25 protein-coding genes are annotated in these 21,871 nt (G+C 66.5%); 13 read left to right on the forward strand and 12 right to left on the reverse strand.

The window, feature by feature from the left end; genetic code table 11:
- The first annotated feature begins 70 nt into the window (after positions 1–70).
- Positions 71–646 (forward strand): cytochrome P460 family protein, encoded by a 576-nt coding sequence (locus PHA8399_RS09930; RefSeq protein ID WP_058285985.1) that lies wholly within the window; start codon positions 71–73, stop codon positions 644–646.
- Positions 647–755: 109 nt separating this feature from the next.
- Here the strand turns inward: PHA8399_RS09930 and PHA8399_RS09935 are convergent, their stop codons facing one another.
- From PHA8399_RS09935 to PHA8399_RS09945, 3 genes are all read right to left on the reverse strand, one after another.
- On the reverse strand, positions 756–1,469 hold the full coding sequence (locus PHA8399_RS09935; protein ID WP_058285986.1) for a trypsin-like serine peptidase: 714 nt from the start codon (positions 1,467–1,469) through the stop codon (positions 756–758).
- Positions 1,470–2,124: 655 nt separating this feature from the next.
- Entirely contained in the window at positions 2,125–2,853 is a 729-nt protein-coding gene (gene arsH, locus PHA8399_RS09940) for an arsenical resistance protein ArsH (protein WP_058285987.1), read from the reverse strand.
- Entirely contained in the window at positions 2,846–3,310 is a 465-nt protein-coding gene (locus PHA8399_RS09945; protein WP_027244425.1) for a hypothetical protein, read from the reverse strand. The genes arsH and PHA8399_RS09945 overlap by 8 nt, the downstream gene beginning before the upstream one ends.
- A 378-nt stretch (positions 3,311–3,688) precedes the next feature.
- Here PHA8399_RS09945 and PHA8399_RS09950 point away from each other — a divergent pair, with 378 nt between their 5' ends.
- Complete coding sequence (locus PHA8399_RS09950; protein WP_058285988.1) at positions 3,689–4,270, forward strand: thymidine kinase; 582 nt, start codon at positions 3,689–3,691, stop codon at positions 4,268–4,270.
- 76 nt (positions 4,271–4,346) lie between these two features.
- Positions 4,347–4,604, forward strand: a complete 258-nt coding sequence (locus PHA8399_RS09955) for a hypothetical protein (protein WP_058285989.1) — start codon at positions 4,347–4,349, stop codon at positions 4,602–4,604.
- Between the two features lie 9 nt (positions 4,605–4,613).
- On the opposite strand, the gene PHA8399_RS09960 is transcribed toward PHA8399_RS09955, so the two are convergent.
- The 7 genes from PHA8399_RS09960 to PHA8399_RS09990 all read right to left on the reverse strand — a co-directional run bounded on the left by PHA8399_RS09960 (position 4,614) and on the right by PHA8399_RS09990 (position 9,767).
- Entirely contained in the window at positions 4,614–5,567 is a 954-nt protein-coding gene (locus PHA8399_RS09960) for a 2-hydroxyacid dehydrogenase (RefSeq protein WP_058285990.1), read from the reverse strand.
- 1 nt (position 5,568) lies between these two features.
- Positions 5,569–5,907 carry a tRNA-binding protein gene (locus tag PHA8399_RS09965; RefSeq protein WP_058285991.1) on the reverse strand — a complete coding sequence of 113 codons (339 nt, stop codon included), beginning with the start codon at positions 5,905–5,907 and terminating at the stop codon, positions 5,569–5,571.
- Positions 5,900–6,715: a pyrroline-5-carboxylate reductase gene (gene proC, locus PHA8399_RS09970; RefSeq protein WP_058285992.1), complete on the reverse strand. Its 816-nt coding sequence runs from the start codon at positions 6,713–6,715 to the stop codon at positions 5,900–5,902. The genes PHA8399_RS09965 and proC overlap by 8 nt, the downstream gene beginning before the upstream one ends.
- A 39-nt stretch (positions 6,716–6,754) precedes the next feature.
- Positions 6,755–7,255: a type III secretion system chaperone family protein gene (locus PHA8399_RS09975; protein WP_027234835.1), complete on the reverse strand. Its 501-nt coding sequence runs from the start codon at positions 7,253–7,255 to the stop codon at positions 6,755–6,757.
- A gap of 291 nt (positions 7,256–7,546) precedes the next feature.
- Positions 7,547–8,623 carry a DUF2652 domain-containing protein gene (locus PHA8399_RS09980; protein WP_058285993.1) on the reverse strand — a complete coding sequence of 359 codons (1,077 nt, stop codon included), beginning with the start codon at positions 8,621–8,623 and terminating at the stop codon, positions 7,547–7,549.
- Positions 8,624–8,752: 129 nt separating this feature from the next.
- Positions 8,753–9,304 (reverse strand): 2OG-Fe(II) oxygenase, encoded by a 552-nt coding sequence (locus PHA8399_RS09985; protein WP_058285994.1) that lies wholly within the window; start codon positions 9,302–9,304, stop codon positions 8,753–8,755.
- A gap of 214 nt (positions 9,305–9,518) precedes the next feature.
- Entirely contained in the window at positions 9,519–9,767 is a 249-nt protein-coding gene (locus PHA8399_RS09990; RefSeq protein WP_058285995.1) for an accessory factor UbiK family protein, read from the reverse strand.
- Between the two features lie 97 nt (positions 9,768–9,864).
- Between PHA8399_RS09990 and lgt the strand changes: the two genes are divergently transcribed.
- The 5 genes from lgt (at position 9,865) to PHA8399_RS10010 (ending at position 14,059) form a co-directional block, all read left to right on the forward strand.
- A complete protein-coding gene (gene lgt, locus PHA8399_RS09995) occupies positions 9,865–10,764 on the forward strand; it encodes a prolipoprotein diacylglyceryl transferase (protein ID WP_058285996.1) in 900 nt (299 codons plus the stop codon).
- Positions 10,761–11,828 carry a class I SAM-dependent methyltransferase gene (locus PHA8399_RS10000; RefSeq protein WP_058285997.1) on the forward strand — a complete coding sequence of 356 codons (1,068 nt, stop codon included), beginning with the start codon at positions 10,761–10,763 and terminating at the stop codon, positions 11,826–11,828. The genes lgt and PHA8399_RS10000 overlap by 4 nt, the downstream gene beginning before the upstream one ends.
- Entirely contained in the window at positions 11,825–12,580 is a 756-nt protein-coding gene (gene pgeF, locus PHA8399_RS10005) for a peptidoglycan editing factor PgeF (RefSeq protein WP_058285998.1), read from the forward strand. Before PHA8399_RS10000 ends, pgeF begins: the two co-directional genes overlap by 4 nt.
- A gap of 285 nt (positions 12,581–12,865) precedes the next feature.
- Positions 12,866–12,988 carry a hypothetical protein gene (locus PHA8399_RS22875; RefSeq protein WP_259944605.1) on the forward strand — a complete coding sequence of 41 codons (123 nt, stop codon included), beginning with the start codon at positions 12,866–12,868 and terminating at the stop codon, positions 12,986–12,988.
- A 285-nt stretch (positions 12,989–13,273) separates the two neighbouring features.
- The gene (locus PHA8399_RS10010) at positions 13,274–14,059 is read left to right on the forward strand and encodes a Hint domain-containing protein (protein ID WP_058285999.1); all 786 of its coding nucleotides are present in this window, start codon (positions 13,274–13,276) and stop codon (positions 14,057–14,059) included.
- A 45-nt stretch (positions 14,060–14,104) separates the two neighbouring features.
- Here PHA8399_RS10010 and PHA8399_RS10015 read toward each other — a convergent pair whose 3' ends face one another.
- On the reverse strand, positions 14,105–14,539 hold the full coding sequence (locus PHA8399_RS10015; protein WP_058286000.1) for a CBS domain-containing protein: 435 nt from the start codon (positions 14,537–14,539) through the stop codon (positions 14,105–14,107).
- 167 nt (positions 14,540–14,706) lie between these two features.
- Positions 14,707–15,207: an Lrp/AsnC family transcriptional regulator gene (locus PHA8399_RS10020; RefSeq protein ID WP_058286001.1), complete on the reverse strand. Its 501-nt coding sequence runs from the start codon at positions 15,205–15,207 to the stop codon at positions 14,707–14,709.
- 238 nt (positions 15,208–15,445) lie between these two features.
- On the opposite strand from PHA8399_RS10020, the gene trxB reads away from it, so the two are divergent.
- The 5 genes from trxB to PHA8399_RS10045 all read left to right on the forward strand — a co-directional run bounded on the left by trxB (position 15,446) and on the right by PHA8399_RS10045 (position 21,861).
- Positions 15,446–16,387, forward strand: a complete 942-nt coding sequence (gene trxB / locus PHA8399_RS10025) for a thioredoxin-disulfide reductase (RefSeq protein WP_058286002.1) — start codon at positions 15,446–15,448, stop codon at positions 16,385–16,387.
- 6 nt (positions 16,388–16,393) lie between these two features.
- Positions 16,394–16,732, forward strand: coding sequence for a hypothetical protein (locus tag PHA8399_RS10030; RefSeq protein ID WP_058286003.1), 339 nt, complete (start codon positions 16,394–16,396; stop codon positions 16,730–16,732).
- A gap of 81 nt (positions 16,733–16,813) precedes the next feature.
- A complete protein-coding gene (locus tag PHA8399_RS10035) occupies positions 16,814–18,493 on the forward strand; it encodes an adenylate/guanylate cyclase domain-containing protein (protein ID WP_058286004.1) in 1,680 nt (559 codons plus the stop codon).
- A gap of 234 nt (positions 18,494–18,727) precedes the next feature.
- On the forward strand, positions 18,728–20,803 hold the full coding sequence (locus PHA8399_RS10040) for a bifunctional sulfate adenylyltransferase/adenylylsulfate kinase (protein ID WP_058286005.1): 2,076 nt from the start codon (positions 18,728–18,730) through the stop codon (positions 20,801–20,803).
- Positions 20,804–21,045: 242 nt separating this feature from the next.
- On the forward strand, positions 21,046–21,861 hold the full coding sequence (locus PHA8399_RS10045; RefSeq protein WP_145977022.1) for a glycosyltransferase family 32 protein: 816 nt from the start codon (positions 21,046–21,048) through the stop codon (positions 21,859–21,861).
- The last annotated feature ends 10 nt before the right edge of the window (positions 21,862–21,871 follow it).

A 21,871-nucleotide genomic window follows, 5' to 3' on the forward strand; every position in this document is an offset into this window, starting at 1 on the left:
CGCAAGCCGGAACCGTGCGACCCTGAACGGTACCACATGCTTCTCAGTAACAAGTTCAGGGAGACAGGTCATGACATCACGTCTGAAACTCATCGCAGGACTTCTGGCCCTCGCCCCCTTGGCCGCATTTGCCCAGGAGTGCCCGGTGGAGGGCGACCCGCTGGACCTCGGGGATGAGGCCGTCAGCGCGCTTTACGACTGCATCGAAGCCAGAATGGCCGAAGGCTACGCCGCAAACGGCGACCCGGTCGCGGCAGAATACCGTTCCTGGCAGGTGACTTCGACCCGGCCCGCCCTGGCCGGGCCGCATGGCGAACGGTTCCTGCAGACCTTCGCCAACGGTATCGCCGCAGACCAGTATCTGAAGTTCGCCGAAGAGGGTGTTGAGATGCCGGCCGGATCGGTTCTGGCCAAGGAGAGCTTTGCCGTGAAAGACGGCAAGGCGGTGCCCGGCCCGCTGTTCATCATGACCAAACTAGAGGCCGGAGAAGCCCCTGACGCGGGCGATTGGCTCTATGCGGCGCTGATGCCCAACGGCAAGGACATGAAAATCCAGCAAAGCTTCTGCGCGGGCTGCCATCTGAACTGGGCGGCCCAGGACAGCCTCGCCTACCCGATGGAGGACGTGCGCCTGACCAGCCAGTAACCGCGGGGCGGGCTGACCCCAGACAAATGCAGCCCCGGCTCCCGGCCGGGGCTGTGTGGTGCTGCGGCTCAGCCAGTCAGCAGGAACGGAGCGTTTGCAGGCGCGGAAGTCAGCCCGCCTGCCGCATCAGCGTTTGCAGCGCGTGGCCCAGGGGGGCGGCCAGCGACACCCGCTTGCCGCCCAGCTCCGCCTTGGAGGAAATCACCGACACCAGCTGCGGCGCGCGGCCCGGGCGGGATTGCAGCACCGGCGAGCCGGAGGCGCCAAGGTCGACGCGGCAGGTGGTGATCAGCGACATCTGGCGGGCCACCAGCACCTGGCAGGCGGTTTGCAGCCGCGGCGAGGTGGCATTGCTGTGAGAGTAAGACATCACATCGACGCGCGCGCCCCGCTCCGGCGGGGCGGCCAGCGCCAGCGGGCGCACCACATCGGCGCTGATCGGACGCTCCAGCCGCAGCACTGCAATATCGGTGCCGGTCTGGAACTGGCCGGTCCGGCCATGCTGATAGCCTGCGTGGATAGCCACCTTGGACACCCTGCGCGACGCCTTCGACTGGCGGCCGTTCAGCCCCGCTTCGAACTGGACGCTGCGCGGGTCCACGGCCCGGCCGGTGCGGATGTCATACATGCAATGCGCCGCGGTCAGCACCATGTCCGGCGCGATCAGGCTGGCGGTGCACATGGCCCGGCCGCCGATGTTCAGGCGGCCCACCGCCTCCCATCCCGGCACCGACTGCACCGCTCCCCGCCTCCCGTCCGCGACGGCGGCTCCGGCACTCAGCCCCATTAGCACAGCGGCGGCAATTCCTAGCAAACGTCTCATAACCCACTCCTTTTCCCACACCGCCATGGTGGGTGAGTCCTGAGGCTGGAATGGGGCCTGCTGCGGTGCCGCGCTGGCAGAAAGATGGGCAGAATGCGACAGGATTAACAAAAGATTAAGACACGCACCGCGTGCATCCCTCACCGGCCCGGAAGCCCTTATTTTCTTAACGCTCCCGTTCGATTTTGCGAAAATTCGCCTTAAAACACTGAAAAACCCTACGGTTTTCGTTAGGAGATCACGCGGCAATTTCCCCGGTTTCCGCGCGGTTTCCACCTCCGGCGGTAACTTCGCGGCCCGAATGCGGCACAAATGAGCCTTAACAAAAGGCTAAACGCGGGCCGCGGCGCGGACTGAGTCTTTAACGGCGGGCTGCGCCGCCAGGCCGTGCAGATGCGCGCGCAATCCCGCCGGGCACGGGCGGCGGCACTTGCCGCGGTTGCGGCGGCAGGGCAAGGTTGCGGCAACCTCAACTACACCAAAGGACCCCTCTATGCGGCTCCCCCTGCTTGTCACCGCCCTGCTGTTTCTGTCCGCCTGCGATGTGCCGCTGATTCCGCTGATCTGAGACATGAAAAAGCCCCGGCAGAATTGCCGGGGCATCCTAACGCGGGCCGGATCATGAGGGCCGTATCATACAGGCCGGGCCGCCCGGTTATTTTTGCGACACCCGCTTATGCACGTCCTCAGCGCTTTCCACCCGTTCGGAGTAACGGTCGACAAGATAGTCCTTGCGCCCCCGCACCAGCCAGGTGAACTTCACCAGCTCCTCCATCACATCCACCAGACGGCGGTAGAACGGGCCGTCGGGCAGGCGCTCGCCCTCTTCGAACTCCAGCCACGCCTTTGGGATCGAGCTTTGGTTGGGGATCGTCACCATCCGCATCCAGCGGCCCAGGATGCGCATCTGGTTGACCGCATTGAAGCTTTGCGAGCCGCCGGAGACCTGCATCACCGCCAGCGTCTTGCCTTGCGTGGTGCGGATGCCGCCCTGCAAGGACAGCGGCAGCCAGTCGATCTGCAGCTTCATGATGCCGGTCATCGCGCCGTGGCGCTCCGGGCTGGACCAGACCATACCCTCGGACCAGACCGCCAGATCGCGCAGCTCCGCCACCTTGGGATGCTCCGCCGCGCCCGCATCGTCGGGCAGCGGCAGGCCGGAGGGGTCGAAAATCCGCGTCTCGCAGCCCAGGGCCTGCAGCACCCGCGCCGCCTCCTCCGCCGCCTTGCGGGAATAGCTCACCTCGCGCAGGGAGCCGTAAAGCAGCAGGATGCGCGGCGGGTGGCGCGGATCGCCGGGCGCGGCCAGCGCGTCCACGTCAATCGGATGCAGCTCCGCCGCCGCAATGGCAGGCAGGCCGCTCAGATCCAAGGTGTCAGGCACTCTCTTCTTCCAGGTGCAGTTTCATATCCAGCAGAACCTGTTGCAGCAGCACGGTTTCCCGCAGCAGCCGCTTGGCCTCATTGACGGTGATGATGCCGTCCTCGATCGCCGCCTGGTATTCGCTCATCAGCTGGGCAAACCGCTGGCTCAGCGCGATCACATCCGCGTTGACCCCGCCGCTGCGGCCGGTTTCCCCGGCGCTGCCGTTGCCGTTATAGGACAGCGTGATGTTCTTCAGGTCTGCCAGCGCCGACGTCACATGCGGATAAGACGCCGCGCCTTCCAGCTTGGCCACCGCATCCACCGGCATGAACCGGTCCGCGTGTTCGGCGTTGTCAGAGTAATACCGCCCCAGCGTCGCCTTTGACTTGCCGGTGATCTGGCAGGCCGCTTCGATACCGACATCCTTGACCAGCGCTTCGGTGTGCTTCTTCAGATACGTCCCGATTTCAGCCATATACATCCTACCTGGCTTGCCCGCCGCCCCCATGGGGAACGAACCGGTTAATTTCCCATTTCTGAGTTGTAGATCAATTGCGATACCTTATCCATCCCTCAGGTTTTCAGGGATTTAGCGAGTGGCATGGTGCGATTGGCATCTGTTGTCCGGTGCGAAGCGGGACGGGTGAGTGACGTCCCGCGGTAAGGGTAATTGGTCTGCCCGGAACTTGCGCCTTCCGGGGCTATTGGCGTTGGCCGTTACACGGGGTTTTGTTCCACCCCGGCCATGCCAGCCCCGGGGGGCCATCCCAGCTGATGCCGGTCTGCCGCTGCCGCGGAAAAACCTGCGCGAATCCGGTTTTCCCTCCGCCCCTGTGCGGGTAAACCCGCCGCCATGGCCAAGCTCTATTTCAATTACTCCACCATGAACGCGGGCAAGTCGACGGTGCTGCTGCAGGCCTCGCACAACTACCGCGAAAACCGCATGGACACCTACCTGCTGACGGCGCAGCTGGATGACCGGGCCGGCGCGGGCAGAATCGCCTCCCGCATCGGCATCGGCGAGGAGGCCGACATGTTCTCGGCCGGCGACGACCTGTACCAGCGGATCGAGCAACGCCTGGCCCGCGGCCCGGTGGCGGCCATTTTTGTCGACGAGGCGCAGTTCCTGGAGCCGGACCAGGTCTGGCAGCTGGCCCGCGTGGTCGACGATCTGCGGGTGCCGGTGCTCGCTTACGGCCTGCGGGTCGACTTCCAGGGCAAGCTGTTTCCCGGCTCCGCCACCCTTCTGGCGCTGGCGGATGAGATGCGCGAGGTGCGCACCATCTGCCACTGCGGCAAGAAGGCCACCATGGTGGTGCGCCAGGACGGTCAGGGCCAGGTGCTGACCGAAGGCGACCAGGTGCAGATCGGCGGCAATGAGACCTATGTGTCGCTGTGCCGCCGCCACTGGCGCGAGGCCGTCGGCAGCCGCTAGCGGCGCGCCGGTGCGGAACCCGGCCTGCCCCGTTTGCGTTTTCCTCCTGCACAAGCCCTTTATACAGGAGATTGTCATGACCGCACGGGATCCGCTCGCCGGCAAGCTGCGCTTTCACATGGCCAGCCTGGCAGGCGCCTGCATCGCAGGCGCCCTGATCATCGCCGCCTTCACCCTTGGTTTCTATTCCTGGCAGTCCATCGCCGTCTGCATCGCCGTCGGTGCCGTCTCAGCGTGGCCTGCAGGCGTCTTTCTGACCCGCAAGATCAAGAGGGAAGACCCCGCCTGGGATCACCGCCGCGACGTGCCCCGCGATGACCCCAAGGACAGCTGACCGCCCGCGTCAGACCCGGTTCGGCAGCGCCGCGCCGGCCAGGAACGCCGCGACGTTGTCAAGCGCCATATGCCCCATATTGCTGCGCACCTCCTCGGTGGCGGTGCCCAGATGCGGCAGCAGGGTGGCGTTGTCCAGGTCGATCAGCGCCTGCGGCACCTTGGGCTCGAACTCATAGACATCAAGGCCCGCGCCGCCGATGCGGCGGTTCTGCAGCGCCTCGATCAGCGCCGCCTCCTCCACCACCTCGCCGCGGGCAATGTTGATCAAATGCGCGTGCGGCTGCATCTCGCTCAGAACCTCGGCGTTGATCAGGTGACGGGTCTCAGGCCCGCCCGGCACAGCCACCACCAGGAAATCCACCTGCCCCGCCATCGCCATCAGGCTCTCGGCCCGGTCTGCCGGAAAATCCAGATCCTTGGGCGACCGCGCCACATAAGACACATCCATGCCAAAGCCGAAATGGCAGCGCCGCGCAATCGCCTGGCCGATCCGGCCCATGCCGGCGATGCCAACCCGCTTGCCGGTGGCGTGCAGCCCCAGCATCTGGGTCGGGTGCCAGCCTTCCCACGCGCCCTTGCGCAGCATCCGCTCGCCTTCCGAGGCGCGGCGCGCCGACATCAGGATCAGCGTCATGGCGATATCGGCGGTGGCGTCTGTCACGGCGCCCGGCGTGTTGGTCACCTCAACGCCAGCGGCCCGCGCGGCCTCGACGTCGATATGGTTGTAGCCGACCCCGAAGTTGGCCAAGAGCTTGCAACGGGGCGTGCCCGCCTTGGCAAAGATCTCAGCCGAGAACCTGTCGCCCAGCGTCGGCACCACGATGTCGAACTCGCTGAGCGCGCGCAGCATCTCCGCCTCGCTCATCACCGCGTTGGTTTCACGGATTTCCAGACCGGCAAAGGCCTCCCGCGCCCGTGCCGTGACCGCGGCCGTCATCGGCCGCGCAATCCAGATTTTCATCTCAATGCATCCTCCCGCCCAGCGGGACCTTTCCGTCGGGACCCGCCAGGTAAATTTCTCCATCCTCATCCGGCAGGCCCAGAACCAGGATCTCTGACATGAACCTGCCGATCTGCCGCGGCGGGAAGTTTACGACGGCCAGAACCTGCTTGCCCACCAGCGTTTCCGGCATGTAATGCGCCGTAATCTGCGCTGAGCTCTTTTTTACGCCGATTTCGCCCCCGAAATCGACCCACAGCTTGATTGCCGGCTTGCGGGCCTCGGGAAACGGCTCCGCACGGACCACCTCGCCGACGCGGATGTCGACCTTCATGAAGTCTTCGAAGTTGATTTCAGCCACGCGACAGCTCCTTGGACCGCTCCGTTGCCGCCGCAACCGCCCGCTTCAGCAAGGCTGGGAAGCCGTTCTGCTCATCCATCAGCACCTCCAGCGCGGCCTGCGTGGTGCCGTTGGGGCTGGTCACATTGACGCGCAGCTGGCCGGGGCTGTCCTCGGCCGCCTCCGCCAGCGCGCCGGCGCCTGCGACGGTGGCCTTGGCCAGCTGCATCGCCAGCTCCGCCGGCAGCCCCTGCGCCTCCCCGGCCGCAGCCAGCGTCTCGATCAGGTGGAACACATATGCGGGGCCAGAGCCGCTGACGCCGGTCACCGCGTCCATCTGGCCCTCGTTGTCCAGCCGCACGGTCTGCCCGACGGCTTGCAGCAGCCCCTCGGCCCGCTCCAGATCCTTGGGCGCGGCATGGGCGTTGCCGATGATCGCGGTGATCCCGCGGCCCACCGCCGCCGGCGTGTTGGGCATCGCCCGCACGATCGGCGTCTCCGCCCCCAGAATGTCCTGATACGTCGCAATCGAGGTGCCCGCCGCCACCGAAATGAACAGCGTCTGGCCGTTGCCGTAACTTTGCAGCACGGGCAGCGCCTCGCCCATCATCTGCGGCTTCACCGCGATCAGCACGATGCCCGGCGCCTTGGGCAGCTCGGCATTCAGGCGGACGCCGGTTCCCTTCAGCCAGTCCGAGGGGTTGGGATCAATCACCCAGGCCAAGGCAGCGGGCAATCCGCCCTCCAGCCATCCGGCCAGCATCGCCGATCCCATCTTGCCGCAGCCCAGCAGCACCAGGCCGCGCGCAGCGATTTCCTGCATATCCATCGTAAGCCCCTCCCCTAAATCTCAGGTTCAGGGAAAGGTTTACGCCCGCCCGTAAGCCTCTGCAATGGCGACCTGCATCGCCTCCTGCGGGCTGCGCTTGCCCCAGACCGCCAGCTGGATCGCCGGATAGTAGCGCTCGGCATTGGCCACCGCGGCATTCAGCATCGCGTCGATCTGCTGCGGGCTGGCCATCTGGCCGCCGGACAGCATCAGACCATAGCGGAACAGCATCAGCTTGTGATCGGCCCAATAGGTGAAGGAGCCTTCCCAGCACTGGTCGTTCATTTGGTTGATCAGCTCATACAGCCGCGGCAGCTCGGCCTCCGGCGGCTCCATCTCAAAGCTGCACACCAGCCGCAGGCATTCCTCATAGCCCGACCAGGCCAGCGTCAGCGAATAGGTGCGCCACTGCCCTTCCACCGACATCGCGATCTGATCGTCCCCGACCCGGTCAAAGTCCCAGTCGTGGTGCGACGCCAGGGTCTCGACGATGTCGATGGGATGGATGTCTTCTTCCAGGTGAAGCTCGGATAGTGCCATGATGCCACCTCTCTGATTGCCTAGCTAACCGGGCACGTCGGCACCCTATAGCTGGTTCTTTTTGCTATGGGCCGGGGAGGCATCCCCGCTCCCATACTAAATATGGTGGGCCTGAATTGATGATCTGGCAACCTTTATTTTGGGGATATCTGCAATAACTTGTGGATGAACTGTCCACAGACCCCCAAATGCCGGCCTGGCGACTATGGGGCGGGCAAGGGCAAAGGTAAACCCCGGGCTACCTGCGGCAGGCCCGGAAAATGCGGCCGCTGGAAACCTGTGCAGCCCGCCTCAGGACGGGTTCGCCAGCTCTGCATCCATCGCGTCAAAGGAGACTGGCCAGAACTCCGACAGGAACCCCACCGCCTCCTGCTCCGAGACTTCCGACCGGTTGCCCGCGCGGTCACAGGCCCGGCCGATGGTATAGCGCAGCCCGGTCCCGCCCGCCGCCGGCGTCAGTTCGTAGGTTTCGGGCAATTCTATCCCTTCGCGGCCCGGATCCTTGATCCGGGTCGAGAAATACTTGAACGGCTGCCAGTCAGTGACCCGGTAGACAAACTCCGCCAGGTGATGCCCGCAGTGGTACACCGACCCGGCGCCCAGCCGGCCGTCCGGGTTGTCCATTTCCATGGTGCTGACCTGATCCATCCAGCGCAGCTTGAACTCCGGCGCGGTCAGCGCCTCCCAGACAAGCTGCGGCGCGGCCTCGAACCGGCGGCGGCAGGTCCAAACCCCGTCCGCCTCCTCCAGGAAGTCCCGCTCCTGCCCGGCCCGGAACCGGTCCCAGGCGCGGGCCAGGTCGTAGACTTGCATGGACACGTCGCCAAAATGCTCAAACGGCTGCGAATAGGGCTCCATCGCCGCCTGCAGCTGCATCGCCTGCACCGCCGCATCGCTGAACAGCGCATAGCTGCGCACGCCGGTTTCCGCCGCGGCCGCCGTCTTTGTCATCCGGTGGACCAGGATCACATCGGCGCCGGACAGGTCCCTGACAGGCCCCACCTGCATTTCCTCAAAGGCGCCGTAATGGACAATCACCTTCAGATCCAGCCCGCCCGCATTGGCGCAGGCGCGGCAGGGGCATGTGGTGTTGGCCACGATATCCTGCTGCCGGGCGGCAAAGGCGTTATAGAGGTTCTCGCAAAACGTCAGCAGCAGATCGCCGGAGACCAGCTCGGCCCGGGTCGAATAGGCCAGCACCGCGTCGCCCTCCAGCTTCCAGAAGTGCAGCGGCTCGCCGACCTGCTCCGCCACCGCCTGCAGCAGCGACTGCAGGATCGGGTTCGCGTGGTCCAGCTCCGAGGACGTCAGAAACTGCGTGTACCCGGAAATATCCGCAATCAGCAGATAGCCGTTTTGTGCCGTCATCGTACTAGTCCCCCGCCAAACACACCCGCGCGCCGCACGGCGGCGCGGGATCAGTATAGCAGAACACATCGCAGTTTGCGCATGAATGCCCCCGCGCGCCAAAGCGCGCGGAACAGGCCGGCCGAAGGCTCAGCGGAAGGCGGGCCCGTGCGCCCAGACGGTCAGCGACCGGCGCGTGCCGCGGGTGACCGGCGTCACCTGATGCAGCAGAAAGCTCGGAAACACCGTGGCGCTGCCCAGCACCCGGCTGGCGGTGACCACATGGGCGCCCGGCATGATCTCCAGATCGCCGCCGTCATAGGATCCCGGCTTGCTCAGCTGCACCACCAGCGTCAGCTTGCGCTTGCCCGCCACCGGCCCGTCGCCGATGTCGGAATGCCAGGTGAAATGGCCGTTGTCCCGGTCCTTGTAGCTGGCAGCCTGCGGGCTTTCGGCAAACTCGCGCAGGTCAAAGTTGAACTGCTCCCGGTTGGCCCGCCGCACCAGGGTGATCAGCCGTTCCATCACCCAGCCGGTGCCCGGCACATCGTCCAGCCACACCACGCTGGCCCGGCGCAGGTTGTGATCGCGGGTCTGGCCCACCAGCCGCGCCTCGCTGTCCGGCTCCGCCTCCACCTTCCGCAAAATCTCCGCGCACTCCTGCGTGCTGAACGCACTGGGCACCGAATAGACCGCAACCATGCCTCACTCCTTTTCAAGCAGCACAGGCAGCATGTACCGGACCGCGCCGCCGGCGCTGGACGGTTTTCGACCCGGCGGGCGGAAAGCGACGCGAAAATTTGCACGCCAGCCATGCACAGAACGCAAAGCAAAGCCCGCCGCAGCAGCCGCTGCGGCGGGCCTGTCATCATCGCGGCGCCTGCGCCCGCGGGCCGCCGGCCCGCGCCGGAAAGGCTCAGGCCTTGCCTTTTGCCTCCAGCGCGTCCAGCCGCGCCTTCAGCGCCTCGTTTTCCTCGCGCGCCTTCTGGGCCATTGCGCGCACCGCGTCGAATTCCTCGCGGGTGACAAAGTCACGGTCGGCCAGCCAGCGGTCGATCATGCCTTTCATCGCGGTCTCGGCTTCGTCCTTGGCGCCCTGGGCCACGCCCATCGCATTGGTCATCAGCTGCGAAATATCGTCCAGGATCTTGTTGCGGGTCTGCATGTTCTTCTCCGTCTCAAGGTTGTCCCCTATATGGGCAAGCAAAGCCGCGGCGGCAAGCCGTTGACTTCCCATAACCCGCAAAGGCATTCAGTCGCACATGCAGGCCTTGATCCAATTCCCCGACCTTTCGCCCGAGATTTTCTCAATCGCCATCGGCAGCTTCGAATTTGCCCTGCGCTGGTACGCGCTGGCCTATATCGCCGGCATCGTCATTGCCTGGCGCCTGGCGGTGGCCGCGCTGCGCCGCCCCGGCTTATGGCCCGCCAGCCAGCCGCCAATGCGCCCCGAGCAGGTCGAGGACCTGCTGACCTGGATCATCCTCGGCGTGATCCTGGGCGGGCGCCTGGGGTTTGTGCTGTTCTACCAGCCGGCCTATTACCTGGCGAACCCGGCCGAGATCCTGAAGATCTGGCAGGGCGGCATGGCCTTTCACGGCGGGCTGATCGGCGTGGTGCTGGCCACCCTGATCTTTGCCGCGCGCCACAATATCCCGAAACTGCAGATTTCCGATCTGGTCGCCCACACGGTGCCGCCGGGGCTGCTCCTGGGGCGGCTGGCCAACTTCGTCAACGCCGAGCTGTGGGGCCGCCCGACGGAGCTGCCCTGGGGTGTCGCCTTTCCCGGCCCGGCCGCACAGGACTGCGGCCAGGCGCTGGGAGAGCTCTGCGCCCGCCACCCCTCGCAGCTTTATGAGGCGCTGATGGAGGGGCTGATCCTTGGCGCGCTGCTGCTGTACCTCGCCTGGCGGCGGGGGGCCTTCCACACCCCGGGCCGCCTCTTGGGCGTGTTCCTGGCGGGCTATGGCCTCGCCCGCTTCCTGGTCGAATTCGTCCGCCAGCCGGATGCCCAGTTCGTCACCCCCGGCAACCCGCTGGGGCTGGCCTGGCACATCGACGGCATCGGGCTGACACAGGGACAGGCGCTGTCGCTGCCGATGATCGCGATCGGCCTCTACTTCCTGATCCGCGCCCGCCACGCCGCCCGGAGCCCGGCATGAGCCTGATGGACCACCTCGCCGCCCGCATCCTGGCGGATGGCCCGATGTCCGTCGCAGAGTACATGGCCGACTGCCTGCTGCACCCGCAGTACGGCTATTACACCACCCGCGACCCGCTGGGCGCGCAGGGCGATTTCACCACCGCGCCGGAAATCAGCCAGATGTTCGGCGAGCTGCTGGGCCTCGCCCTGGCGCAGGCCTGGCTGGATCAGGGATCGCCGGCGCCCTTCACCCTGGCAGAACTTGGCCCGGGACGCGGCACCCTGATGGCCGACCTCCTGCGCGCCACCCGCGGCGTGCCCGGTTTCCACGCGGCGATGCAGATCCATCTGGTCGAGGCGTCCCCCGCCCTGCGCAGCGTGCAGGCCAAAACGCTGGAGAGTTACGCGCCTGAATGGCTGGACACGGCGGACGCCCTGCCCGATCAGCCGCTTTTCCTGATCGCCAATGAGTTCTTCGACGCCCTGCCGGTCCGCCAGTTCCTCCGCGAAAGGGAGGGCTGGAGCGAAAGGCGCATCGGCCTCAAGGACGGCGCGCTTTGCTTCGGCCTCACCCCGGCGGCGCCGCAGCCCGCGCTGGCGCACCGGCTGGCGGACACCCGCGACGGCGATCTGGTCGAAATCTGCGAGCCCGCCGCCCCCGTTACCCAGGCCATCGCCACCCGAATCGCTGCCCATGGCGGCGCCGCGCTGATCGTGGATTACGGCGACTGGCGGGCGCTGGGGGACACTTTGCAGGCCCTGCGGGCGCATGAACCTGCCGATCCGCTGCAAACGCCGGGAGAGGCCGATCTGACGGCCCATGTGGATTTCGAGGCGCTGGCAATGGCCGCAAAAACCGCAGGTTGCGCCTTCACCCGCCTTACGCCCCAGGGGGTATTCCTCGAACGGCTCGGCATCACCGACCGCGCCCGCGCCCTGGCCGCGCCGCTGCAGGGCGACGGTCTGGAAACCCTGATCGCCGCACATCGGCGGTTGACGCACCCGGAGGAAATGGGAAACCTGTTCAAAGTCCTCGGCCTCTACCCCTCACAGGCCGCCCCACCGCCGGGATTGAACACATGACGCTTGAAATTCTGACGTCCGATCTGCTTGGCCCGGTGCGGCACGGGTTCTTCACCCGCAGGGGCGGTGCGTCCTCGGGCATCTACCACGGCCTGAACTGCGGCCTCGGCTCCACCGACCAGCGCGAGGCGGTGCGGATCAACCGCACCCGGGTGGCCGCCGCGATGGAGGTGCCGCCGGAGAATCTGAGCGCGGTGCACCAGGTCCACAGCGCCGATGTCGCCGTCATCACCGAACCCTCGCAGGACCGCCCGCAGGCCGATGCGATGGTTACCAATGTGCCGGGGCTGGCGCTGTCGATCCTGACCGCCGACTGCCAGCCGGTGCTGTTTTCCGACCCCGAAGCGGGGGTCATCGGCGCCGCTCATGCGGGCTGGCGCGGCACCCTGGACGGGGTGCTGGAAGCCACCCTGGAAGCCATGGAGGGCCTTGGCGCGCGGCGCGAAAATACCGCTGCTGTGATCGGCCCGACGATCTCCCAGCGCGCCTATGAGGTGGGGCCGGAGTTCTTTGAGGACTTCATGATGCAGGACGAGCGCTACGCCCGCTTCTTTGCCAGCGGCGAGGGCGGCCGCTACCTGTTCGACCTGCCGGGCCTGGGCCTGCACAAACTGCGCGAGGCCGGCGCCGGCGCCGCGGAATGGACCCGCCACTGCACCTATTCGGACCCGGAGAAATTCTTCTCCTACCGCCGCGCGACCCACGCGAAAGAGGCCGACTACGGCCGCCTGATCTCCTGCATCCGGCTTTAACAGCGCGTTAACCTTGCAGATTGCGGCGGATTCTCTGAAATTTTGCCGCATTTGCCACCGCCCGCTGCGCCATCTCCCCTGCCCGGCGGAATTTTCTGAACGAATCCAGCCGCCTGCCCCGTATGTCCGCCCCGCCCTCCTGTCCCTGGCGCGGGCCCGGCGGCGGCAAAATTGCCCCGCGCAGGCCTTAATTGCGGCGCAATGATTACCCATAAAGAGATCACAAAAATAACCAGCTGCCGTCCCGCAGAGGGGCGGCGCTGCCGGGCGAAGGACAGACAGACCATGAAAATGAACAAGCGTTTCATTGCTTCCATCATCCGCGCCGCCAAGAGCGGGACCGCGGACCTGCCCTGGGCCGCCGCACGCCAGCCTGACCGCCAGGCGTCCAAGCGGAAACTGGTTTAACGCCGGGGACGGGTGCCCTGGCGGCGGGCCGGACTGGCGCAGCCGCGCCAGCCCAAGTCCGCCGCCGGGGCACCCAGCCCGCCGGGCAAACCCCGGGACAGGCGTGATGCGCCCTCCGCCGAATCATCCCGTCTCCGCCCCGGCCAGCCGTTAACCAGTTCGCTTCAGATTTTTTGACAATTCGAATTAAATCCCGCCACACTCAGGCACACATATCGTTCAAGCGCGTCTGTGTTGCCGGTGGGGGCCGATGCAAACGGGCAGTTTGAAAGGAAAGGTCCGGTTATGACCATCCCCCACTCGCTGCAGCGGGCTGCAGCCAATGCCGTCGAAACCACGTCAATCCTGCAGGACCCGGCGGTTCTGCGGGCGGCCAACAAGCCGCAATTGCGCCGCTACGAGGTCAGCAGCCTGCTGCCCGGCGGCGGCATCTCGGAAACCCGCCACATCGCCCCGGCGCTGCCGCTGTTCGAGGACGCCTTCTGCGCGTTTTCCCGCGGCTCGCTGGTGGAAACCGCCAGCGGCCCGATCGCGGTCGAGGATCTGCTGCCTGGCGATGAAATCCTGACCAGCGGCGGCGGCAGCCAGCCGCTGGTGTGGATCGGCCGCACCAGCCTGCTGCCGGCCCGGCCCGGCAGCCGCGGCCGCAGCCACCGGCTCACCAGCTTCATGGCCGACAGCCTCGGCCTGCAAAAACCGTCCGCCAGCCTGGTGGCCGGCCCTGCCGCCCGGCTGCTCCGCACGCCGCCGCACCTGCAGGGCAGCGGCAAGGGCCCGCTGCTGACCCCCGCGGCCGCGTTTCAGGACGGGATGAGCATCTTTGAAACCGCGCCGCCGACGCCGGTGGACATGTACCACCTGTGCCTGCCGCGCCATGCGGTGATCAATGCCGGCGGGCTGGAGTTTGAAACCTACCACCCCGGCCCGGATGCGCTGAAGCTCGCCAGCTATGCCATCAAGACCCTGTTTTTGAACATGTTCTCCCACGCCGACAGCATCAGGGACTTCGGCCCGCTGGCCTACCCCCGTGCCGACGGCCAGGGCGGCAGCGCCGGCGGCCCGCTGCTGTGATTTCCCTGCCGGCGGCCTGTCCGCCGCCGGCACAGGGGCTGCGGGTCAGTTCATGCCGCGCACATAGCGCACCAGCTGGCTGGCATTGAACTGCTCCTCGTCGATGATGCTTTTCATCAGGTCGCCGATCGAAACGATTCCGGCCAGTTCGCCGTCCTTCAGCACCGGCAGATGGCGGACATGCTTCTCCACCATCACCGCCATGCAGGCCTCGGCGCTCTGCCCCGGCTCGACGCCATAGAAATCCGTCGCCATCACATCGGCAAGCGGCGTCGTCGGAGAGGTCTTGCCCGCCAGAAACACCTTGCGGGTATAGTGCCGCTCGGTGAAAATCCCGGCCAGCTTGCCGCCGGACATCACCAGCACGGAGCCCACATCCTCCTCCGCCATCAGCTTCAAGGCGTCGACCACCATGGCCTCCGTCGGAAGCGTGTGCAGGGTGCCGCCCTTCGCATCGAGAATTTGCTGAACAGTTGCCATCGTTACACCTCCAGTCGGCGGAACAACGACCGGGTCAAACCGATCAACCGGCATGCCCCGCCTTACCAGCATCCGGGGTTTCCCCCTCGCGTCAATGACTTGGATCAAGTAGCCCCGGCACCGCCCTGCAAAAGGGCCGCCGCCGGCACGCGCCGGGCGGCTCCGGCTCAGGCCTCGCGGGCCAGCCGCTCCTCCAGCACCTCAAACGGCACGCCCGGCTCATCCTTGGCGCCGCGGATCACCAGCGAGGTCTTGACGCTGGCCACATTCGGCGTGGTCAGCAGCTCGCCGGTCAGGAAGCTTTGAAAGGTGCTCAGATCCGGCGACACGCATTTCAGGATGAAATCCACCTCGCCGTTCAGCATGTGGCACTCGCGCACCAACGGCCAGCTGCGGCATTTCTCCTCAAAGGCGCTCAGCTCCACCTCGGCCTGGCTCTCCAGCCCCACCATGGCAAAGACCTGCACCTCGAAGCCCAGCTCGCGGGCGTTCACATCCGCATGATAGCCGTGAATCAGCCCGGCCTCCTCCAGCGCCCGCACCCGGCGCAGACAGGGCGGCGCCGAGATGCCGACCCGCTTGGCCAGCTCCACGTTGGTCATCCGCCCATCGGCCTGAAGCTCCGACAAAATCTTGCGATCAATCGGATCTAGACGGGTTGTGACCATGCTGGAAACTCCTGTGAACTTTGCGTTTCTTATAGCACCGCCGCCGGGCTGCGCAATAATGTTTCATCACCGCGCAATATTCTTTGCACTCCGAAGGTGCAAGCGGCAATCCGGGGCGGCAGCGGCACCAGCGCCAGGCACCCCGGCACGGCTGGGGGGTTTAAGCCAGCGGGTCCTGCCGCTATATGCATTTCCTGACGGCGGCAAGCCCGCCATGCTGCTTACGTAAGGGACGAACATGAGCGAGACGCGCCACACCAAGGTTCTGATCATCGGCTCCGGGCCTGCCGGCTATACCGCGGGGGTCTATGCCTCCCGCGCCATGCTGGAGCCGATCCTGGTCCAGGGCATCGAGCCCGGCGGCCAGCTGACCACCACCACCGAGGTGGAGAACTGGCCCGGCGACACCGAGGTGCAGGGCCCCGACCTGATGGTGCGGATGCAGGAGCACGCCAAGGCGATGGGCACCGAGATCATCGGCGACATCATCACCTCGCTCGACACCTCCGCCCGCCCGTTTGTCGCCAAGGGCGACAGCGGCACCACCTACACCGCTGACGCTGTGATCCTGGCAACCGGCGCCCGCGCCAAATGGCTGGGCCTGCCGTCCGAGGAGAAATTCAAGGGCTTCGGCGTCTCGGCGTGCGCCACCTGCGACGGCTTCTTCTACCGCGGCCAGGAGATCGTGGTGATCGGCGGCGGCAACACCGCTGTCGAGGAAGCGCTGTTCCTGACCAACTTCGCCTCCAAGGTCACGCTGATCCACCGCCGCGACGAGCTGCGCGCCGAGAAGATCCTGCAGGACCGCCTGATGAAGAACGACAAGATCGAAACCCTGTGGTTCCACACCCTGGAGGAGGTCGTCGGCACCGACAACCCGCTGGGGGTCGAGGGCGTCGTGGTCAAGAACGTGCAGACCGGCGAAGTGAAGGAAATCCCCTGCAAGGGCGTCTTTGTCGCCATCGGCCACGCCCCCGCGAACGAGCTGGTCAAGGACGTGCTGGAGCTGCACAACGGCGGCTACGTAAAGGTGAAGCCCGGCACCACCGAGACCTCGATCCCCGGCATCTATGCCGCCGGCGACCTCACCGACCACAAGTACCGTCAGGCGGTCACCTCGGCCGGCATGGGCTGCATGGCGGCGCTGGACGCCGAACGCTTCCTGGCCGAGCAGGAGTAACCCCGGATGCCGCATGATTTCGCCGCGCAACGGGCCGGAACCGTTGCGGCATTCAACGACATGCAGGCCGAACACGGCCTGCCGGAGGCGGCGGACGTGGATTACTTCTTCGTCCCCGCCCGCGACGGCGCCGACTGGCGCAAGCTGGCCGATGACCTGAGCCGCGAGTGCTACCTCTGCAACTGGGTCAGCGGAAAAGACGCCGAGGGCGGCAGCCCGTATCTGGCCGCCACCCTGCCGGATCAGATCATCTCCGCCACCGGCATCTGGATCGGCGAGGAAGTCGCCACCCGCGCTGCCCTCTCCCACGGCTTTGCCCCCGACGGCTGGGGCCTGGAGGGCTGAGCGCCCGCCACCCCCGGCATTGACCCCAGGCCCCCGCCCCCGCAGTCTGCCCTCAGCGGACCGCAGGACAGGAGGACCGGCGTGGCAAGCGCGCTCTGGCAGGGCAACTGGATCACCCGCACCCGGATCACCACCGGACTGGTGCTGTTCACCTATGCCTTCTTCCACTTCCTCAACATCGGCCTGGGCTTGCTGTCGCCAGACTGGATGGAAGCCTTCCAGGACGTCCGCCAGCTGATCACCCGCAGCGTCCTGGGCGGTCTCATCCTCTATACCGCGCTGATCCTTCATGCCGGGCTGGCGCTGTGGAGCCTGGCCCGCCGCCGCACCCTGCGGATGCGCCCGGCGGCGGCGCTGCAAATGCTGCTCGGGTTTCTGATCCCGCTGCAGCTGCTCAGCCATCTGGCCTACACCCGCTATTCGCATGAAATCTACGGCGTCAACGACGAGATGGCCTATGTGATCGTGCTGATGTGGGCCTCGCCCGAGGCCTGGCAGCAAAGCGCGCTGCTGCTGGCGGTGTGGATCCACGGTTGCATCGGCCTGCATTACTGGCTGCGGCTGACCCGCTGGTGGCGGCGGCTGATCCCGTGGATGGCCGGGCTGGCGGTGCTGATCCCCGGCTTTGCCCTGGCCGGCTTCCTGACCGAAGGCCGCCGCATCCACGGCCTGTTCGTAGAGGGCAGCCAGCGCCCGGCGCTGATGGAGGACTTCAACTGGCCCAGCCGCGAGGTTTTTGCCGAGCTGCTCCTGACCGACAGCCGCTGGTTCACGGCGTTCCTGCTGCTCTTGGGGCTGGCGGCGGCGGCGCATGTGCTGAACCGGCTGCTGCGGCGGCGCCGCGCGGTGCGCATCCGCTATGCCTTCGGCCCGGAAATCCGCGCCGAACGCGGCCTCACCCTGCTGCAGATGTCGCAGGCGGGCGGCGCCCAGCACACCTCCCTGTGCGGCGGCAAGGGCCGCTGCACCACCTGCCGGGTGGGGGGGGAGGAAGGCGGCGACACCCTGCCGCCCCCCGCCCCGCCCGAGGCGCGCAGCCTCGCCCGCGTCAAGGCGCCCGCCAATATGCGGCTGGCCTGCCAGATCCGCCCGGAGGCGCCGCTGACCGTCACCCGCATGTTCCGCCCCGACGGCCGCAAGACCCGCGCCCATGCCAGCCAGGGCAGCGAACAGCAGCTGGCGGTGCTGTTCCTGGACATGCGCGGCTTTACCGCCCGCACCGCCGGCCAGCTGCCCTATGACGTGGTGTTCCTGCTGAACCGCTTCTTCGACGCCATCGTCCCCGCCGTCACCAGGGCTGGCGGCACGGTGGACAAATACCTGGGCGACGGCCTGCTGGCGCTGTTCGAGGCCCCCACCCCCGCACGCTCCGCCGAGGCGGCGCTGGAGGCCGCCGCCGCCATCGGCACCGCGCTGCAGGACTTCAATGCCCGGCTGGCCGCGGACGGCGAGCCGCAGATCCGCATCGGCATCGGCATTCATCTGGGCCAATTGGTGCTGGGCGAGATCGGCAGCGCCGGCCACGCCCCGCGCACCATCATCGGCGGCAGCGTCAACACCGCCAGCCGGCTGGAGGCCAAGACCAAGGATCTGGGAATCGAACTGCTGGTGTCCGCCCGGGTGCTGCAGGCGGCGGGCTACCCGCTGGACCGGTTTCCGCTGCAGGAGTTCCAGCTCAGGGGCGTCTCCCGGCCGCTGGCGGCGCTGGCGGTGGAGCAGGCCGCCGCGCTGCCGCGGCTGCTGGCCAAAGAACAGGGTTAAGCCCTGCCCGCGGCCCCGCGAACACCCGTTTCCGCCCCGGCGCCGGACCCGGACGATCCCGCCCGCATAACACGCCTTAGGAGAACTTTCTGCCGCACACCCGGATGCGTTGCAGCACGGCAACGCGGCAGAAAATCGCCAATCCGAGGCAATTCCCCCTTTGATTCCCGGCCGAACCATGCAATGCGTTCACGCGTGAACACACTTTGACCCCCGCCCTGGACCCGCTGCGCCGTGCCTGAGACCCTGACCACATCCACCCCGGACGAGCAAGACCTGCTCTTCCGCCTCCTGCGCCAGCTCGATGCGGCGCCGGATGCCTCGCAGCGGACTACCGCCGCGGCGCTGGGGATCTCGCTGGGACGGCTCAACACCTTGCTGCGGTCTGCGGCAGAGGGCGGCCTGGTCACCGTCAGCGCCCGCCCCGGCCCCGACAAGCGGCAGCGGTTTGCCTATTCGCTGACCACCCGCGGCGCGGCGGAGAAAGTGCGGCTCACCGATCAATTCCTCGCCCGCAAGCTCGCAGACTACAACGCGCTGCATGCGGAACTCACCGGCTCCGCTAGCGGCCTCCCCCCTCTCAAACACAGGACCAACCCGATGCAAAGCAACCTGGCTCCCATTCCTGAGCTTTATGTCTCCTACGAAAGCGCCCAGAAACTGAAGGTCGAAGCGGCCGATCTGGTCAGCTGGGATCTGACCCCGCGCCAGATCTGCGACCTGGAGCTCTTGATGAACGGCGGCTTCAACCCGCTGAAGGGGTTCCTGTCTCAGGCAGACTACGACGGCGTCATCGAAAACATGCGCCTGGCCGACGGCACCCTGTGGCCGATGCCGATCACCCTGGACGTCTCCGAAGACTTCGCCGCCAAGCTCGAAGCGGGCCAGGACATTGCCCTGCGCGACCAGGAAGGCGTGATCCTCGCCACCATGACCGTGACCGACAACTGGGTGCCGAACAAGGCGCGCGAGGCGGAGAAGGTCTTTGGCGCCGATGACGACGCCCACCCGGCAGTGAACTACCTGCACAACACCGCGGGCAAGGTCTACCTGGGCGGCCCCGTGACCGGCATCCAGCAGCCCGTCCACTATGACTTCCGCGGCCGCCGCGACACCCCGAACGAGCTGCGCGCCTATTTCCGCAAGCTGGGCTGGAACAAGGTTGTTGCCTTCCAGACCCGCAACCCGCTGCACCGCGCCCACCAGGAGCTGACCTTCCGCGCCGCGCGCGAAGCCCAGGCCAACCTGCTGATCCACCCGGTGGTCGGCATGACCAAGCCGGGCGACGTTGACCACTTCACCCGCGTGCGCTGCTACGAGGCGGTGCTGGACAAATACCCGGCCGCCACCACCTCCATGTCGCTCTTGAACCTGGCAATGCGTATGGCAGGCCCGCGCGAGGCGGTCTGGCACGGCCTGATCCGCAAGAACCACGGCTGCACCCATTTCATCGTCGGCCGCGACCACGCAGGCCCCGGCAAGAACTCTGCCGGCGAGGACTTCTATGGCCCCTATGACGCACAGGAGCTGTTCCGCGAGTTCCAGGGCGAAATGGGCATCGAAATGGTCGACTTCAAACACATGGTCTATGTGCAGGAGCGCGCCCAGTACGAGCCGAACGACGAGATCGAAGACCGCGACAACGTCACCATCCTGAACATCTCCGGCACCGAACTGCGCCGCCGCCTGGCCGAAGGCCTGGAAATCCCGGAATGGTTCTCCTTCCCGGAAGTGGTGTCCGAACTGCGCAAGACCAAGCCGCCGCGCTCCAAGCAGGGCTTCACCGTGTTCTTCACCGGCTTCTCTGGCTCCGGCAAATCCACCATCGCCAACGCGCTGATGGTCAAGCTGATGGAAATGGGCGGCCGCCCGGTGACCCTGCTCGATGGCGACATCGTGCGGAAAAACCTCAGCTCCGAGCTGGGCTTCTCGAAAGAGCACCGCGACCTCAACATCCGCCGCATCGGCTATGTGGCGTCTGAGATCACCAAGAACGGCGGCATCGCCATCTGCGCCCCGATCGCGCCCTACGCCACCACCCGCCGCGCCGTGCGCGAGGACGTGGAACAGTTCGGCGCCTTCGTCGAAGTGCACGTTGCCACCTCGATCGAGGAATGCGAGCGCCGCGACCGCAAGGGTCTGTATAAACTGGCCCGCGAAGGCAAGATCAAGGAGTTCACCGGCATCTCCGACCCCTACGACGTGCCGCAGAACGCCGAACTGGTGGTCGAGACCGAGAACGTCGACGTCGACAACTGCGCCCACCAGGTGCTCTTGAAGCTGGAAAGCATGGGCCTGATCAAGGCCTGAGCCTGACAGCAGCACAAGACCGCAGAGCGGCCCGCCAATTGGCGGGCCGTTTTCCGATTGGCCGATTGCGGGCAGTGGCAGCCGCCGCACCGTTCCGGCAGCCCCCGCCTCCCCGCCGGCGCTTTGGTCAAAAAGGCAACGGTCCCCCGCTGATGCGCATGGGGCTGCCCCGGAACGCTTCCCGGATCGGCGGAAAACCGCTAATCATCCAGCAAAAATACAGCATTACAGGCGGATTTCAGGTGCGTGTCGTTTCTCTTTGGATCGGTGAAGAGCTTCCGCTGCTGACACAGCTGGCGGTCATGTCCTGGCAGCGCCACACCTGCGGCGTCGACCTCTATGTCACTGACCCCGCCTGCCCGCCCCGCGGCGTGCCGCCCGGCGTCTGCCTCAAACCGGCCGGAGAGATCCTGCCGCTGGATACGCTGGAGCGCCTGAAGCCCCTGATCCGCACCCGCTACAGCCCGCGGCAGGAGCGGCTCAGCTACTCCGACATCTTCCGGATCGCGCTTCAGAAACAGGGCCTTGGGGTCTGGCTGGATACCGATGTCATCCTGTTCCAGGACTTCCAGCCGGACCCGGCCCGGGCCTGGTTCGCCTTCGACGGCGCGGCGACGGTGGGCTGCTCGGCGCTGTATTTCCCGCCCGGTGACCCCTTTGTCTGCGACTTCCTCAAGGTGCTTGACCATCCCGAGCTGTGGCCGGACTGGCTCGGCTTCAAACGGCGGGTGGTCAAACCCGCGCTGCTGCGCGCGCTTGGCCGGAAATTCCGCGCAACCGATCTCGGCATGACCGTCTATGGCAACGAGGCGATGGTGCGGATCCTCAAGCGGCAGAACCGCTTCGGGGAGGCCAAGCCGATGAAATCAATGTATTACCTGCCGGGCGCCAGCTGTGATTTCTATGACCCGGCGCACACGCAGGCGCTGCTTGGCCAGCCCGACATCATCGGCCTGCACGTGCATCAAAAAGGCCCCTCTACCCAGCCGCCCCGCAGCGGCAGCGCGTTTGATGTGACGCTGCGCGCCTACGGCCTGACCGCCGCGGTACCCGCCTGAGGCCGCCGCC

The sequence above is a fragment of the Leisingera aquaemixtae genome, assembly GCF_001458395.1.
Lineage (GTDB): Bacteria > Pseudomonadota > Alphaproteobacteria > Rhodobacterales > Rhodobacteraceae > Leisingera > Leisingera aquaemixtae.

Bases quoted from the DNA above. Each gene is read 5' to 3' on its own strand.
- PHA8399_RS09930 (WP_058285985.1), top strand. From the start codon at position 71: ATGACATCACGTCTGAAACTCATCGCAGGACTTCTGGCCCTCGCCCCC.
- PHA8399_RS09935 (WP_058285986.1), bottom strand. From the start codon at position 1,469: ATGAGACGTTTGCTAGGAATTGCCGCCGCTGTGCTAATGGGGCTGAGT.
- PHA8399_RS09945 (WP_027244425.1), bottom strand. From the start codon at position 3,310: ATGGCTGAAATCGGGACGTATCTGAAGAAGCACACCGAAGCGCTGGTC.
- PHA8399_RS09950 (WP_058285988.1), top strand. From the start codon at position 3,689: ATGGCCAAGCTCTATTTCAATTACTCCACCATGAACGCGGGCAAGTCG.
- PHA8399_RS09955 (WP_058285989.1), top strand. From the start codon at position 4,347: ATGACCGCACGGGATCCGCTCGCCGGCAAGCTGCGCTTTCACATGGCC.
- PHA8399_RS09960 (WP_058285990.1), bottom strand. From the start codon at position 5,567: ATGAAAATCTGGATTGCGCGGCCGATGACGGCCGCGGTCACGGCACGG.
- proC (WP_058285992.1), bottom strand. From the start codon at position 6,715: ATGGATATGCAGGAAATCGCTGCGCGCGGCCTGGTGCTGCTGGGCTGC.
- PHA8399_RS09975 (WP_027234835.1), bottom strand. From the start codon at position 7,255: ATGGCACTATCCGAGCTTCACCTGGAAGAAGACATCCATCCCATCGAC.
- PHA8399_RS09980 (WP_058285993.1), bottom strand. From the start codon at position 8,623: ATGACGGCACAAAACGGCTATCTGCTGATTGCGGATATTTCCGGGTAC.
- PHA8399_RS09985 (WP_058285994.1), bottom strand. From the start codon at position 9,304: ATGGTTGCGGTCTATTCGGTGCCCAGTGCGTTCAGCACGCAGGAGTGC.
- PHA8399_RS09990 (WP_058285995.1), bottom strand. From the start codon at position 9,767: ATGCAGACCCGCAACAAGATCCTGGACGATATTTCGCAGCTGATGACC.
- lgt (WP_058285996.1), top strand. From the start codon at position 9,865: ATGCAGGCCTTGATCCAATTCCCCGACCTTTCGCCCGAGATTTTCTCA.
- PHA8399_RS10000 (WP_058285997.1), top strand. From the start codon at position 10,761: ATGAGCCTGATGGACCACCTCGCCGCCCGCATCCTGGCGGATGGCCCG.
- pgeF (WP_058285998.1), top strand. From the start codon at position 11,825: ATGACGCTTGAAATTCTGACGTCCGATCTGCTTGGCCCGGTGCGGCAC.
- PHA8399_RS22875 (WP_259944605.1), top strand. From the start codon at position 12,866: ATGAAAATGAACAAGCGTTTCATTGCTTCCATCATCCGCGCCGCCAAG.
- PHA8399_RS10010 (WP_058285999.1), top strand. From the start codon at position 13,274: ATGACCATCCCCCACTCGCTGCAGCGGGCTGCAGCCAATGCCGTCGAA.
- PHA8399_RS10015 (WP_058286000.1), bottom strand. From the start codon at position 14,539: ATGGCAACTGTTCAGCAAATTCTCGATGCGAAGGGCGGCACCCTGCAC.
- PHA8399_RS10020 (WP_058286001.1), bottom strand. From the start codon at position 15,207: ATGGTCACAACCCGTCTAGATCCGATTGATCGCAAGATTTTGTCGGAG.
- trxB (WP_058286002.1), top strand. From the start codon at position 15,446: ATGAGCGAGACGCGCCACACCAAGGTTCTGATCATCGGCTCCGGGCCT.
- PHA8399_RS10030 (WP_058286003.1), top strand. From the start codon at position 16,394: ATGCCGCATGATTTCGCCGCGCAACGGGCCGGAACCGTTGCGGCATTC.